The following is a 16,131-nucleotide window of genomic DNA, read 5'->3' as shown; positions in this document are numbered from 1 at the left end:
TCTAAAGAGGTACTTTTTCAGTGTCTTTTAAAACTCCCGATTTTGTATGAAACTCAATGTGCTGAAACATCCAGGTGTTATCACAATCATTACTTTATTTTTCATTTCTGTATTTGCCTATCTACCAAACAGGAAGAATCAAATTTCAAAACCTGTAGATTCTTATGCAAAATTCATCTCCGCTTATACCGGTGGTGAAATCTCTAAAAAGTCTCCCATCACAATCCGATTTGTGGATGAAGTTGTTAAACATGGAGACCTATCTTCAAAATACCAGAATTCGATTTTAAGTTTTTCACCTAATGCATATGGCGAAGTTAAATGGATAGACACCAGAACACTTCAATTTAACCCTGATTATGGATTCATGGAAAATGAAGTCTATGAAGCCACCGTTGACCTTAAAAAACTCATTCCAAACATTCCTGATTCTCTCAGTGCTTTTCAATTCAAATTCAAAACCAGAAAGAACTCCATAAGAGTTGACATTACAAATCCAACAGCAATGGATCCGGAAAATCCACACTGGCAAAAGATTGAAGGCATTGTTAAAACCTCAGACTATGAACGTTTTTACAGGATTAAAGAGGCTTTTGAAGTTTCCTTTAATGGTAATGCGAGAGAAATAAAATGGCATAACTCGGCAGATGGCACCGAATTCAGATTTGTCATTGACAGTCTTTTGAGAAAAAACAAGACTTCTAACATTGTTGTCTCCTGGAATAAATATGAAGATGATACGCTCATCAGCGGGCGAAAAGTAATTCGTCTGGAACCCTTAGATAATTTTGCATTGATTAAAACAGAAAATCATACTTATCCAGAACAATCTGTAATGCTTGAATTCACAGATCCATTAAAAGTTAATCAGGATCTGCAAGGCCTCATCAGCATATCCGGCATTGAATTCAAATCTGTAATTGACAATAACAAGATATTAATTTATCCGAGAAAAAGAATTTCTGGAAATATCAGAATAACTGTTGAAGCTGGCATAACAAGCAATAAAGGAATGCTGACTATGAAAAAGGTTTCAAAAGACTTGATCTTTGAAGAACCCTACCCTCAGCTAAAAGAAGTCAGACAAGGCACCATTCTTCCTCAATCAGATATTCTTCCTTTTACTTTTGAAGCAATCAACCTTTCGGCAGTTGATATAAGAATCATAAAAATAACTGAGAACAATATTCCCCAGTTTCTACAGATCAATAACCTGAGCGGAGCTGAAGAGCTTAAGAGGGTTGGAACGTTCATTGTTTCAAAGAAAATAAAATTAAATCAAAACAAATGCCTTGATTTAAAAAACTGGAACAAACATACAATTGATCTTAGTAAAATATTCAGGACAGAACCTGGGGCAATTTATCAGGTAGCTATTGGATTTAAAAAATCCTATTCATTATTTACTTGTACAGACACTTCCGATACATCTTATGATGGGGAAAGAGACATGCTAAAGATGTCAGAATCGTGGAATGAACCAGGTTATGAATATGGCGAAAATTATTGGTCTTATTATTATGGAAATTCATACACGCCCTGTGAACAGCAATATTGTTCAACTGATAAAGCTATAATTAAAAACATTCTGGCAAGCAACATTGGTCTAATAGCAAAAAAAGGATCTGAAGGCAAAATGCTGGCTGCCGCAAATGATCTGCTTTCTACAGCTCCCCTTTCCGGTGTAAAACTTGAACTATACGATTATCAACAACAGTTAATCTCTTCATCAGTTACTATAAATGGCATTGCAAACCTCAATGCAGACAGAAAACCATTTCTTCTTGTCGCTAGTCACGGTAAACAAAGAGGATATCTTAAAGTAGACAATAACAATTCTTTATCACTCAGTAGATTTAATATTGAAGGAAATAAATATATCAAGGGTGTAAAGGGTTTTATTTTCGGAGAAAGAGATGTATGGAGACCAGGAGATTCATTATTTCTGAACTTTATCCTTGAAGACCTTCAGAAATCACTTCCTCCCGGACATCCTGTGGTTTTTGAATTATATGACCCTCAGCTGGAAATGGTGCAAAGAATAGTAAAGACGTCATCTTTAAATAACATTTATACATTTCATACAAAAACTGATGATGAAGCAAAAACTGGTAGCTATACAGCCAAAGTAATTGTAGGTGGTTCTATATATGAGAAAACAATTAAAATAGAATCCATCATTCCCAACAGACTAAAAATAGATCTGAAATTGAATAAGGATTCATTTCACCCTTCAGATAAAGAAATCCAAGGAACTCTTTCTGCAAGATGGCTTCATGGAAGTATTGCTAAAAATATGAAGGCCGATGTTAGCATGATCTTATCAGAAAGTCATGCACAATTCGAGAAATATAAAGCATATAATTTCAACGATCCTTATAAAAAATTTCAATCAGAGAGGAAAGAAATATTCAAAGGGACCATTGATGAAAATGGCAAGGCAGAAATAAAAGCTCGTCTGGAAACTAATGAATTAGCTACCGGAGTGCTCCGTGCTACCTTTAAGACGAAAGTATTTGAACCAGGAGGCTCTTTTAGTACAGACTACTTCAGCACAACTGTTTATCCATACCAAACATACACAGGTATTCATATTCCTAAAACAGAACAGAATCAGATTCTTTTCATGAATAAGGATAATCTGATAGATATTGTAACAATCAATTCTTCAGGCTCACCTGTTTCAGGTAAAAAAGTGATCATGCAGCTTTATAAGACAAGCTGGAGATGGTGGTGGGAATCTTCAGATAATGATGATTTCTCCTACAATGGAAAACTATTTTCTGAACCAATACTAACAGATACACTCATTACAATAAATGGTCATTCCGTTTGGAAACTTAATCTGGATGCTCCTGAATGGGGAAGGTATTTTATTAAAGCAACAACAGAAGGTGGACATAGTTCAGGACAAATCATTTACTTCGAGTCACAAGGATGGACTGACCGACAATCATCTGATAATCCGGAAGGCACAAAGATGCTTAACTTCAGCATGGACAAGGACGTTTATACTGTAGGTGAAAACATCACACTCAGCATTCCCTCTCCATATGCAGGTTCTGCATTGCTAAGTCTGGAATCAGGAACTAAAGTATTAAAGACATACTGGATTAAGGCTAAGAAAGGAATAACTCAATATACGTTTTCCGCTGAAAGTATGATGGCACCCAATGTATATGCGCATATCACGATGATTCAGCCACATGGACAAACTGCAAACGACCTGCCGGTCAGAATGTATGGTATTCTGCCAATTAAAGTTATTAACCCTTTAACACAGTTGCATCCAATCATTTCAATACCTGAAAAACTCAAACCTGAGCAGGAAGTGAATATTAAGATACAAGAACAAAATAATCTTCCTATGACCTATACTGTTGCCATAGTAGATGAAGGATTATTAGACCTTACACGCTATAAAACCCCGGATATCTGGACTGCCTTTAATCAAAAGCAAGCATTGGATGTAAGAACATGGGATATGTATAATGAAGTAATTGCAGCTGATGCATTACATTATAGAAACATCATATCTATTGGAGGAGATGGCAGTAATGGTCCTCTGGATGCAGCAAAGGCAAATAGATTTAAACCTGTGGTAATTTTTCTTGGCCCATTTCATTGCTCAAAAGGGGAAATTAAAAACCATAAAGTAAAGTTGCCAAACTATATTGGATCGGTCAAGACAATGGTAATTGCTGCTCATGAAGGTACTTATGGAAGTTCAGAAATTAGATCCGAAGTAAGTAAACCATTAATGCTGTTGGGAACACTTCCAAGAATACTTAGTCCAAACGAAGAGACTTCATTCCCGATATCTATATTTTTAAAGGACGCATCTCTGAAGAATGTAAATTTAGAAATCTATACAAACGAACTGATTAAAGCCTCCAAATCTTCAGTCAGTATACCTTTTTCATATCCCGGAGAACAATTGGTTTATCTGCCATTAAAAGTCAGTAATGAAACAGGAGTTGCCAAAATAAAAGTACTTGCAAAATCTGGCAGAGAAACAGCCGAGTATACAGCAGAAATAAATGTAAGAAGCCCAAATCCACTTGTCGAACAACCTTGGGAAAAAGTCTTACAACCAGGTCAATCCTGGAAGCTAAGCTCCTCTCCTATTGGAATAAAAGGAACAAATGAAGGTATATTTGAAATATCATCAATGCCTCCTCTAAACCTCCAAAGCAGACTGGACTATCTGATACATTATCCTTACGGATGTATTGAACAAACTACATCTTCTGTTTTTCCTCAATTATCTCTTCATAAACTTACTGATCTAACAAAAGAACAAAAGAAAGAAGTTGAACGAAATATCCGCGCTGCCATTCAAAGACTTAAAAGTTTTCAACTGACTGATGGTAGCCTTTCATACTGGCCAGGACAGAATGAAACCAATAATTGGGGGACCTGTTATGCCGGCCATTTTATGCTGGAAGCAGAAAAATCCGGATATACACTACCTCTCAACTTTAAAACGAAATGGATCAAATACATCAGTGAAACTGTAAAGAACTATCCGGATAATTCTGATGAAGAAATTCAAGCCTATAGAATATACCTTCTTGCATTATGCAAATCACCTGAGATGGGCTCAATGAATAGAATGAGGATAAACGCTCCAAAATCACCTATTGCCAAATGCTTTCTGTATTCCGCCTATTATCTGTCAGGCCAGAAAGAACTGGCTGTACAAATGCTAAAAGGAATTGAAATTAAGGTTACAAGAACAAAGGAACACTCATATACCTATGGATCTGAAATCAGAGATAAAGCCATTATGCTTTATACGCTGAATCAAATTAAAGACAATAAGTCTACAAATACTTTAGCATCAGAAATAACATCAACATTGTCTTCTAAACAAGATTTAAATACCCAGGAAACTTCTTATTGTCTTTTAGCTCTGGCTAACTATGCAGAGAAAAACAGACAGGATAGAATGACAAGATTTACCTATACACATTCAGGATATACTGAAAAAATTATAAGTAATAAACTGATATGGCAGAACAGATTCAAAAATGACAACAGCATTGGATTAGAAATAAATAACTCTGGAGAACGAAATTTATACATTAAATACACTACCAAAGGAATTCCATCAGAAGATAAACCTATTGAATATGCAATGAATATTAAAATGGATATACAATATACAACCATGGATGGTAAACTGCTCAATATTTTGAATCTGACTCAAGGAACGGACTTTATTGCAAGAGTAACTTTAGAGAACCCTGGCATTAAAGGTAACTATGAGAATATTGCTCTATCTGCAGCTTTCCCATCCGGATGGGAGATTCATAATAACAGAATGTCTCATTCAGGAATAAAAGAATCTTCCAGTTATACTTATCAGGACATAAGAGATGACAGAGTCAACATTTTCTTTGATTTAAAAGCAAAGGAGACTAAAACATTCACAGTAATGTTAAATGCCAGTTATGAAGGGAAATACTATCATCCTTCTGTCTATGCGGAAGCCATGTATGATCATTCCATACGGGCATTGAAAGCCGGGAAATGGGTACAAGTGGTAAAAAATAATTCTATTCAATAATATGAATTACTCCAAGTTGCCAACAAAGAAGAGCAGTATTTTAATTATACTGCTTCTTATCATCTCATTTCTCTATATCAACTGTCTACCTGAGGATTTATTCACTGATCCTGTAGCAACAGTAATAACAGACAGAAAAGGTTTTTTATTAAGTGCAAGAATAGCAGAAGATCAGCAATGGAGATTCCCAATCATTGCAAATGCGCCTGACAAATTCAGCAAAGCATTAATAGCCTTTGAAGACAAAAGGTTTTATAGTCATCCAGGTATTGACATCATTGCAATATTCAGAGCTTTTAAATCTAATGTCGAAAAAGTATCTATTGTAAGCGGAGGCAGCACCATCAGCATGCAAGTAATACGTTTATCCAGAAAAGGTAAGTCCAGAACCATCAAAGAAAAAATCATAGAAGTGATACTTGCCACCAGACTGGAAATAAGATATACAAAAAGTGAAATTATGGCTCTTTACGCTTCTCATGCACCATTTGGAGGAAATGTTGTTGGGGTGGAAGCAGCAGCATGGAAATATTTCGGAAGATCATCTGAGCAACTGACTTGGGCTGAATCTGCAACTCTTGCTGTATTACCAAATGCTCCTGGATTGATACATCCTGGAAAAAACAGAAAACTTCTGAAAGTAAAAAGAGATGGCCTGCTTGAGAAACTCAAGCAAAACGGAGTAATTGATTCCCTGACATGCGTACTTTCTCAACAGGAAACATTACCAGAAAAGCCTGTCAGGCTTGTGGACAGAGCTCCCCATTTTGCTGAACGTATCAGAATAAAAAATAAATATACTAAAAGTGAACCTTCCATTTTTCACTCATCAATTGACAAAAACATTCAGGAATGCACACAGAAAATTCTTGACAAACATCATGCAATATTAAGTGAAAACAGTATTGAAAATATTGCTGCACTGATAATTGAAAACAAGAGCAGTAGCGTGATTTCTTATGTAGGGAATTCAGGTGCAGACTTAAATAAAGATGGTAGCTTTGTAGACATGATTACATCTCAGAGAAGTACAGGTAGCATATTAAAACCCTTGCTTTATGCTATGATGCTGAATGATGGATACATCTTGCCTCACACGCTCCTTCCTGACATTCCATGTAATTTCGGGGGATTTACTCCCAAAAATTTTGACAAAAATTATGATGGTGCAGTACCTGCCAATATTGCATTATACAAATCTCTGAATATTCCTGCTGTACATATGCTCGATCAGTATGGGACAGAAAAGTTCATGCTAAACCTTAAAGCTTTAGGGATGGGAACTTTGAACAGGCATTCGTCACACTATGGATTGTCACTGATACTTGGGGGTGCGGAAGCGAGCATTGAAGACATTGCATTGATTTACTCCAATCTTTCTAATAAGCTTTATAATAGTCACTATGCAAATAGATATACAATCAACTATAGCAAGAAAGAAATCTCAGATTCAAGAGCAAATAATAAAAGATATGAAATAGCCCCACCTGCTATCTGGTATACATTTGAAGCAATGGCGGATGTGGTGAGGCCTGCAATAGAAAGCAACTGGCAGGCATATGAGAATACAAATAAGATTGCATGGAAAACAGGAACAAGCTTTGGATTCAGAGATGCCTGGGCAGTAGGATGCACTCCTCAATACACTATTGTTATATGGGCTGGAAACGCAAGTGGAGAAGGACGACCTATGCTCACCGGCATTACAGCCGCTGCCCCGGTATTGTTCGATTTATTTAATGCTTTAAAAACTGACCACAACTGGTTTGACATGCCTGAGAAAGAAATGGTCAAAATTGAGGTATGCAAAAAAAGTGGCTATCAGGCAAGTGAGTACTGCACAGATTCCTATTCTATTTCAGCTCCGGAAGCTGGAACCAGAACAGGCACCTGTCCTTATCACAAACAAATTTTTATGGATAATACTGAACATTATCAGGTAAAAGGATCTTGTTATTCACCCTCAGAGATGATGACTAAATCCTGGTTTGTTTTGCCCCCGATTCAAGAATATTATTATAAAAATAAGAATGCAGATTATATCACTCTTCCTCCATATAAAACAGATTGCTCAGAAATATCTTCAGATGAAGAAAGACCTGAAATCATTTACCCTAATAAAAATTCCAAGATTTACATTCCCGTCAATCTTGATGGAAGCACCGAAAAGGTAGTACTTCAGGCTAACATAAAAGGTTCTGGAAAAACTCTGTACTGGCATCTCGATGAAGAATTTATCGGCACAACAAATGATGCACATGAAATAGCTGTAAATCCTCTACAAGGTAAACATAAGCTCACCTTATTTGATAATAATGGTGGCTATGTCGCTCATGAATTTGAAATCTTAAAAGCAAAAAAATAAGAGGTTCTAAAAATAGAACCTCTTAAATCAACAGATCCCCTAAAAAATATTACTTTCTTATTTCTATTGGTGTTCCATATTTAATCAAATCCCATATTTCATCCATCTCATCATTAGATACTGCAATACAACCGTCTGTCCAGTCTTGCTTTGTATGAAAGCTTCCCATCCAATTAATGGAAGGATGCAGTCCATGTATCATGATGCTTCCCCCTGGAGATACTTTTAACTTCTTTGCATTTTTTACATCAACTGCATTGGGATAAGAGATGTGAATGGATCTATAACAGGAGCTTTTATTATTTCTCCAGTCAAGTACATAATTTCCTTCCGGAGTTCTCTCATCTCCTTCCTGCACTTTATGACCAATAGGATTATCTCCCAAGGCTATCTTATAAGTTTTAATCTTTTTGCCATTGCTAAGCAAATACATTTCTCGTTTGGACTTTAACACAAGAACTTTATCAATCCTGATATTTTTGATTTTATCCTGACCTTTATTTTTGACAATAAAAAACATGGAGCTAAGAATAGTAGAGACCAAGATCAAAGGCATTATTAATATTTTCATAAGCTACTTTCAGATTTAAATATTTCAGGTATGTATTTTACTTCGGCAAAATTTTGATATAACTGTTCATCATGCAAAAGTACGCCGCCTCTATGCTTATCGATTTTCTTTCTCCATATTTCATTCTTTCTATAATATTTTTTATCCTTCTTTAAGAACTCATGATTTCGTTCATAAATGTGATAGGCAAAAGGAAGTTCTTCATCTATTCTTAGTTCACCCTCAAGAAGCTTTTCAGAAAGCCACAATTTTAACTGAAAAGTATGCGATGTTCTATTCTCAAACTGATAATCGATATAGTTGTAAAACACGGAGGCTCCGCTTCCGAAAGGCAAAACACGCCCATCATCAGGAAAAGGATCGAAACTATGATGATGTCTTTCAGTAATAGTAAGTGGACTATGCAACACAAGCCAGTGAATCAAATTAGCTATTTGACAAATCCCTCCACCAACTCCTGCCCTGGCCTCCCCTCTTGAAAGCTCCATTCCCTTAAGAAAACCTCTCTTTGATGTAGGATTACCTACAAGCCTGCAAAATGAAAATGTCTCTCCAGGTCTTATTACAACTCCATTGATATTCCTAATTGCAATTCTAATGTTTTCGACTTTATTATATTGCAATACCATTTCAGAATCACCCAATTTCCTGATAAGTACAGACTGATGCTTTTTCACACGGTATGGAAGATTATAATGAGATAATATCCCAGCATATTCTCTTTTACCAAAATGCCAGTCTATATATCTTCTTAATCGTTTTTCCCTTACTGATAAGTAATACAAAAAAGGATGAATTTCACATAAGAGCTTTCTCTTCATAACGTTTCTATAGCTTGCATTGTCAACTCCTTCTTAGCTTTCAGCTTCTTATTTCTTTTAATGAAAAAGAATAAAACCATAGCCAGAAATGAGATCACAGACAATAGGTAAGCATATCTTCGTAGACCGGTCCAATAGGTCATGCGGATTAATGAATCACGTCTTTCAAGGATTTCATTAAAGTTATCGGGAAGATATCGTAATGATTGATTGTAAAGGGGAATAGCAATCTCTATAGATTCTGTTATAGCTATAAGGTTGGCGAAATCAAAAAGGAGGTCAGCTACAATTGGATCAGGAGGAGCAACTAAAGAAATCCTCTCCTTCAACTGCCATAACAATTGATTCTTTACTTCAAATAACTGTAGTTTCTTTTTTTCATCCAATGATTTATAATATGCTTTAATGTCATGTGGTATCTGAAGATTAAGAATGCTATTTTGCATCAAATAATCCGGATTTGTTTTCAAAGCTATCTTTGCCTTAAGTATTTCCTCATGGATCCATTCAGATTCATTGTGAGAAAGCGGATTTAGCTTGACGGCTTTGCTTATATATTTGAGAGCGAGTTCCGGTTTATTATTCAGTTCATAAGCTGTTCCCAAGTTTACAACAACGTTATATTCATTTGGATGATCTTTAATCAAGGACTCCAAAACATTCAGGGCTTCTTTGTGCTCGCCCAGCCTCATTAATACAACAGCGTAATCTGATTTGCCTTTAAAATCTTTTCTTTCTTTTAATGCACGTATCCGATCATATAAAGCAAACTTATCTGTTTCATTATAAAAGTAATAACCATCGGACCCTTCTGATTCTTTGGTAATATGCTTATAAGAACCATTCAGTGTTGTATAATCCTCTTCATATTCATTAATACAGGAATATCCGTTATTGAAGCAGAAACAAAATATAATTGCAAACCAGAAGTTAATAGTTTTACTCATATGTTTATCTTTTAAGTAAAACCTAAAACTATACAAATGGCTTCTATAAATCAGGGGCAAAAAAATAACCGGAATAGTCCGGTTATTAACTGTATGGAAAAAATGATTAAGTGTATTTTTAAAGTTAAAAGTTTAAAAATAAAAGTTGAAGGTTAATTTCTTGTTATTTTACCGTTTCTAGTTCAAGCTTTAAATATGGGCGTTTTGAATGTTCTGCATTCATAGAATAAAATACAAAAGCTTCGTATGGCGGTGCTTCTGCCTCCACTGCCATTTTCATCAGTAAGCCATTATTATCAAACTTTTTCTTTTTACCAGCTGTTTGCTTTAGTAAATCAGTTACATCGAATTCCATTATTGACGTAATTGCCTGGGGTATTAAAAAAACTTGTGATTCATCTGGTAATACCGAAAATACAGGCTGGTTGTTCCATGATACAGTTCTGATGTCCCATGAATTTTTAATAAGACATAGTTGAAAATTGTTATTTACAGATTTTGTAATATCAGGAGAAACCTCATCCTCAGCTTGCTGTGGTCTGGTTGTTATGATTAGTTTGGCTGATTTAATTTCTTCATTATTCTTAATTGAGGAAAGGTCAAATTTTAAGAGAGAACGATATAGAGTTGGTTCTCCAAAGCGGGTCCAGTTTGCCTGAATATTGTATAGTGACTGAAAAGCACTTATGTCGGGAATTGCCTTATATATATAGGCATCACCATCGTTTGAAGCATCTTGCCTTATTGTCAGAAATCTTTTTTCGACGCCAGGATCATTTTCGGGCATCGGATCTTTAGAATGTTTACAAGAAATAAAACCACCAATCAAAAACATTATTAATGAAACGGTTGATAAAAAAGTATTTTTTTTCATATTATTTTTTTTCGAAAAAAAGTAAAGAAAACATTATTTATATATAGTCGCTCAATATCCAATTTTGTTACAATAAAAATAGAATCTATTTTATCTTTTACTTTCCCCCATAAGCCGCCTGCCTTTAGGGTCTATACCCCTAAAATTCGGAGTAACTGCTCTCTTTTTCTTACAGAAACAGGAACTTGTGAACTATCAGACATGACAGCATAGCCTCCGTCAGCTTTTATATACTCCTTTAAATGTTTTAGATTGATTAAATGCGAATGATGAACACGTAGAAAGCCATCGCTTTCAAGCATTTCTTCAAACTCTTTTAGAGTCTTCGTTACAAGGATTTGTTTATGATTCTGCAAATAAAATATTGTATAGTTTTTTTGTGATTCACACTGAATAATATCTGAAACATTAACCAACTGAACTTTGTCAATACTATTCAAAGCAATCCTTTTACCGACAGTCTGCATGCCTTTTATATTCTCAAGAAGCAAATTAAGATTTTCAGAGAGCTGATCTTTAGATTCGCTTTTTCTAATTTTCTTTACAGCCTGCATAAGATCGTCCGGATCCACAGGTTTAAGAAGGTAATCTATAGCGCTGAACTTAAAAGCTTTGATTGCAAATTCGTTATATGCTGTCGTAAATATGACTTGAAAATTAATGATATTCTCTTTCTTCAGTTTGTCTATCAGGTCAAAACCACTGCCATCTGACATTTTTATATCCAGAAAAACAACATCAGGAGATACTGCTTTAATCAACCTCATGCCGATTTCGACACCGTCTGCCTCTCCTATTACATCAACTTCAGGGCAGTATGATTTAATATCACTTCTTAAAGCCACTCTGGCTTTCTCTACATCATCAATAATTAAAGCCTTTATCATAATTGCTGGAATGGAATAAATAATTCTACTCTGGTGCCTGAAGGCTGGTCATTCTGATCTTTAAGATCAGTAATCAGAATTTTAGTTTCTTTCTGATTCAAGTTCCTATTCAAAATATTTAAGCGCTCCTGAGTTACGGAAATAGCTGCAGATTTGTGCTTCGTGATTGATTCATCTTCCAGCATCTTTGCCTTTTCTCTTCCTACCCCATTATCTTCGATCGAACATTTCAAATACTCCCCCTCCATGTTAAATAAAACAACCACCAGTCCCTTTGTTAACTTTACCGATAGACCATGGATAATAGCATTTTCCACAAATGGTTGTATTAACATTGGTGGTAATCCTGTAAACTCTTTATCTATCAAATCTTCTACTTCAACTTTAAACTCAAATCTATCTTCCCTGCTAAGCTTTTCGAGCTCAACATAATTTTGTAATGAAGCTATTTCATTTTCCAAACTTACGATCGAATCCATTGAATTATCCAGCATGGTTCTCATAAGCTTGGAAAACTTAGATAGATAGATCTTTGCTTCATTGTTTTTACCTTCTGCAATAAGGCCTTTTATAGAATTCAGACAATTAAATAAAAAGTGAGGATTCATTTGCAGACGCAAAGCTTTTTGCTCAAGTTCCAGCAGGTTTCTGTCGGTTTCAAGTTTTAATCTCTCTCTTTCATTCTGTTCATGTAAGCGACTTAGCGCATACCGAGTTGCCAACCACAATACTATTGTTAAAGCAATAAGAATAATAAGTGTAAACCACCAGGTCTTCCAGAATGGAGGATTAATAACAAAATGGAACTTAGCCGGCACTCCAGACCAATGCCCTAGTTCATTGGCAGCAACTACTTCAAATATATAATCTCCTGCAGGCAAATTAGAATAAACAGCTTCTCTCTTCTGTGAAGCAGGAGACCAATCATGATCAAAGCCGCTTAGTTTCCATTTATACTGAACAGCTTCAGGATTTACCTGTTCAATTCCGATAAACTCAAAAGTGAGATGGTTCTGGTCATAAGGCAGGACAAGATCTTCAGGAACAGGATACCATTTTAAAAGTTTCTTTACAAAAGGCGTATTCTCTATCTCATTATAAAATAAATTCATTCCTGTTATATGCACTAACGGCCGCTTTACAGGAAGCTCTTTTGAATTATTAAATACTGTTGCAGACTTTATACTGCCAAACCATATATTACCTTCATGATCCTTGCAAACCGCATTCTGAATGGTTTCTATTCCAACAAACCCTTCCGCTTTGCCAAAATGCCTTACACCTTTAACTGCTGAATGCTCATCAAGAACAATCCTGTCTATTCCTTTCTCGCTGCCAGCCCACAGACTTCCTTCATTATCAAAAATCAAAGAATAAATATTGTTGGATGTTAATCCATGTGAAATATTTATAAATGAGAACTTCCCTTTTTGATATTTAACAATCCCTGCATCTGCAGTTCCAAAATAAAGGTTACCAGTTGAATCTCTTGCGGAACATCGAATAGAGTTACTTCTTATCCCATCTGTAACTTCATAGTTTGTAATTTCAAACTCAAGGTTTCCGTTCAATTCTATCTTTGAGAGACCGTTATCAGTACTCCCAGCCCATATGGTTCCTGAGTTGTCTTTTATAAGTGTATTATACCTGTCTCCTGATAATCCATCTTTCTTAGTTATATGTTTTACCTTAAATGTATTTCTATATGGAATCAAACAATCAATACCTCCGCCTGCAGTGGCCAGCCAGATCAAACCACTTGTATCGCAAAGAATATAGTTAATAAAGTTACTACCAAGTCCACTTTTCCTATTAAAGCCTCTGAATGATTTTCCATTAAAAAGATATACACCATCTGCTATTGTGCCCATCCACAGGTTTCCCTTATTATCTTCACATATATATTTAACTTTTGATGCTGTAAAGTCATTTCGCTCCGAAAATCTCTTAAAAATTCTTCCATCATACTTAGTAACTCCCCCTTCAGAAGTTCCGAACCACATACACCCTTGCCGGTCTTCATAAATGCTGTATACCCAGTTTCCAAAAATTCCTTTAATTGCTTTATAATGGATAAATCGCTCTGAGCCCAGCTTGCTTATTCCTCCGCCTGATGTTCCAAACCATATATTTCCAAAAGAATCTTTATACATTGACATGACAACATTATTGGCAAGGCCTTCTGCCTCTGTAATATTCTTAGCAGATATTTGCCCTGATTCTTCCGCTAGCCTTGCAATCCCATTGGATGTACAAAGCCAAACCGTATTACTGTCTGCTGCCAGACAATCATATATTGTATTTCCTGGCAATCCCTGAGCTTTTGAAAAGTTCTTTATGTTTCCATTAGAAATAACTGATACTCCCCCGCTATAAGTACATACCCATATCCTGCTAAGAGAATCTTGTTTTATACTTGTTATCTGGTTTCCTGCAAGCCCATCCAATATTGAGATCTGTTGCATCTCATATTTACCATGATTTTCTAAAAATTTAAAGATTCCAAAATCAGTTCCGGCCCAGATTGTGCCACTTTTATCTTCAAACAGGCAATTGATTTTAGATCTGGGAGCATTCAGTTTTCTTCCAAACCGTACAATAGTATCTTTTTCAAAATGAAACAAACCATCAGCAGTACCAATCCAAACGGTCCCTTTACGATCCTTAATCAGTGCATTGACAGTGGTATTGTACAAGCCTTGTTTTTCAGTGTAATTAATAAATTTAAAGCCATCATATTTTGACAATCCATTATCAGTGCCAATCCACAGATTGCCTAAATTATCTTTTAAGATTGTTCTCACATAATTGTTGGACAATCCATCCTGGACAGTAATATTGCTAAAGTTAATACCATCGAAACGGCTTAATCCACCACCTCTTGTGCCAAACCAGATATTGCCATTGTTATCTTCACAAATTGAATAAACCTGAGATTGCGCCAGCCCATCTTCAACAGAAAAATTTTGAAAGTTATACTGCTGGGAAAAGACAGCATTACCCGAGAAGAGAAGTAGGAGAATGAGAATTAAAATGGGATAAGTTGCCTTCATAATAATCAAGGCATAAATTAAAAAAATAAATGCTCTTATTTAAATTCCTGATAAAATTTCCTTTGACAACCATTGATAAACTTTAAGGAAATTTAAATATTTTAGTCACTATTATCTAATACTTTAAATATCTGATTTATAATGTTCGAAGTTAACCTTAAAGCTACAATTAATAAATTTTCAACCCTCAAGGATAAAGACTGGGATGAATTTCTGGAATCATTTGAAATCAAATATTTAAAGAAGGGAGAATACTTTATTCACGAAGGTCAGATTTGCAATCATATAGGTTTTCTTAACACAGGAATATTAAGAGTATTTTATGTTGAAGGTGATAAGGAATTTACCTCCTTTTTCAATTTTGGCAATCGTAACCCTTTAGTATCAGCTTTTACCAGCTTCTTCACCAGACAACCTTCACTTGAAAGTATTCATGCTCTGAAAGATTCTGAAATAGGTCTGATACATTATGATAAACTTCAGCATTTATACGATAAAAGTTTTGACCTGCAAAAACTAGGGAGACTCATGGCAGAATATAATTATATATTGGCAATGGAGCGCATCTACTCTCTGCAACATCAGTCTGCGACTGAAAGATATAATATCCTTCTAAAGATATATCCACAACTGGTGAATCATGTCCCCCATCATTATATAGCATCTTATCTTGGGATTACTCCAGAATCGCTAAGTAGAATAAGAAAGAATACGATATAAAAGCCCACCCTAAACCTTTCTATAGAAGGAAATAACTATCAACCTAGTGATTTATAAAATGTGTTCTTTTCAAGCGGATGCTTGAGGTATTTTGGGTCCAAGCTGACGCTTGAACCAGCATTAGATGGAAACTAAATTCACTCCTGTCTAATAAGTAGAGACGTCATGACTGGCGTCTCAAAAATTATGCTAATGAACGAGAATAGAATGTAGCACTAGTTCATTGTTCTTCTGATATATTAAAAACCTTCCCTCGTGGATAGAGAGACGCCAGGCATGGCGTCTCTACGAAAAATCTTACCATACATCAATGCCAGGCGA

General features: G+C 35.4%; 9 protein-coding genes. 3 read left to right on the top strand and 6 right to left on the bottom strand.

Features of this window, described 5'->3' with window-relative positions; genetic code table 11:
* The first annotated feature begins 46 nt into the window (after nucleotides 1-46).
* Entirely contained in the window at nucleotides 47-5,572 is a 5,526-nt protein-coding gene (locus K350_RS0122010; protein WP_028981747.1) for an alpha-2-macroglobulin family protein, read from the top strand.
* Nucleotide 5,573: 1 nt separating this feature from the next.
* The gene (gene pbpC, locus K350_RS0122005; protein WP_037576598.1) at nucleotides 5,574-7,937 is read left to right on the top strand and encodes a penicillin-binding protein 1C; all 2,364 of its coding nucleotides are present in this window, start codon (nucleotides 5,574-5,576) and stop codon (nucleotides 7,935-7,937) included.
* 49 nt (nucleotides 7,938-7,986) lie between these two features.
* On the opposite strand, the gene K350_RS0122000 is transcribed toward pbpC, so the two are convergent.
* From K350_RS0122000 to K350_RS0121970, 6 genes are all read right to left on the bottom strand, one after another.
* Entirely contained in the window at nucleotides 7,987-8,508 is a 522-nt protein-coding gene (locus K350_RS0122000) for a L,D-transpeptidase family protein (protein WP_028981745.1), read from the bottom strand.
* The gene (locus K350_RS0121995) at nucleotides 8,505-9,329 is read right to left on the bottom strand and encodes a VanW family protein (RefSeq protein WP_028981744.1); all 825 of its coding nucleotides are present in this window, start codon (nucleotides 9,327-9,329) and stop codon (nucleotides 8,505-8,507) included. Before K350_RS0121995 ends, K350_RS0122000 begins: the two co-directional genes overlap by 4 nt.
* Nucleotides 9,326-10,276: a tetratricopeptide repeat protein gene (locus K350_RS0121990; protein WP_028981743.1), complete on the bottom strand. Its 951-nt coding sequence runs from the start codon at nucleotides 10,274-10,276 to the stop codon at nucleotides 9,326-9,328. Before K350_RS0121990 ends, K350_RS0121995 begins: the two co-directional genes overlap by 4 nt.
* Before the next feature lie 163 nt (nucleotides 10,277-10,439).
* Nucleotides 10,440-11,150, bottom strand: coding sequence for a DNRLRE domain-containing protein (locus K350_RS0121980; RefSeq protein ID WP_028981742.1), 711 nt, complete (start codon nucleotides 11,148-11,150; stop codon nucleotides 10,440-10,442).
* 131 nt (nucleotides 11,151-11,281) lie between these two features.
* Nucleotides 11,282-12,037 carry a LytR/AlgR family response regulator transcription factor gene (locus K350_RS0121975; protein ID WP_028981741.1) on the bottom strand — a complete coding sequence of 252 codons (756 nt, stop codon included), beginning with the start codon at nucleotides 12,035-12,037 and terminating at the stop codon, nucleotides 11,282-11,284.
* Nucleotides 12,034-15,090, bottom strand: coding sequence for a two-component regulator propeller domain-containing protein (locus K350_RS0121970; RefSeq protein ID WP_028981740.1), 3,057 nt, complete (start codon nucleotides 15,088-15,090; stop codon nucleotides 12,034-12,036). The genes K350_RS0121975 and K350_RS0121970 overlap by 4 nt, the downstream gene beginning before the upstream one ends.
* Before the next feature lie 141 nt (nucleotides 15,091-15,231).
* On the opposite strand from K350_RS0121970, the gene K350_RS0121965 reads away from it, so the two are divergent.
* Entirely contained in the window at nucleotides 15,232-15,810 is a 579-nt protein-coding gene (locus K350_RS0121965) for a Crp/Fnr family transcriptional regulator (protein WP_037576595.1), read from the top strand.
* Nucleotides 15,811-16,131 lie beyond the last annotated feature (321 nt).

The sequence above is a fragment of the Sporocytophaga myxococcoides DSM 11118 genome, from assembly GCF_000426725.1.
Classification (GTDB): Bacteria; Bacteroidota; Bacteroidia; order Cytophagales; family Cytophagaceae; genus Sporocytophaga; species Sporocytophaga myxococcoides.
Note: the sequence above shows the minus strand (reverse complement) of the source record. Positions and strands in the feature narration are given on the sequence as shown.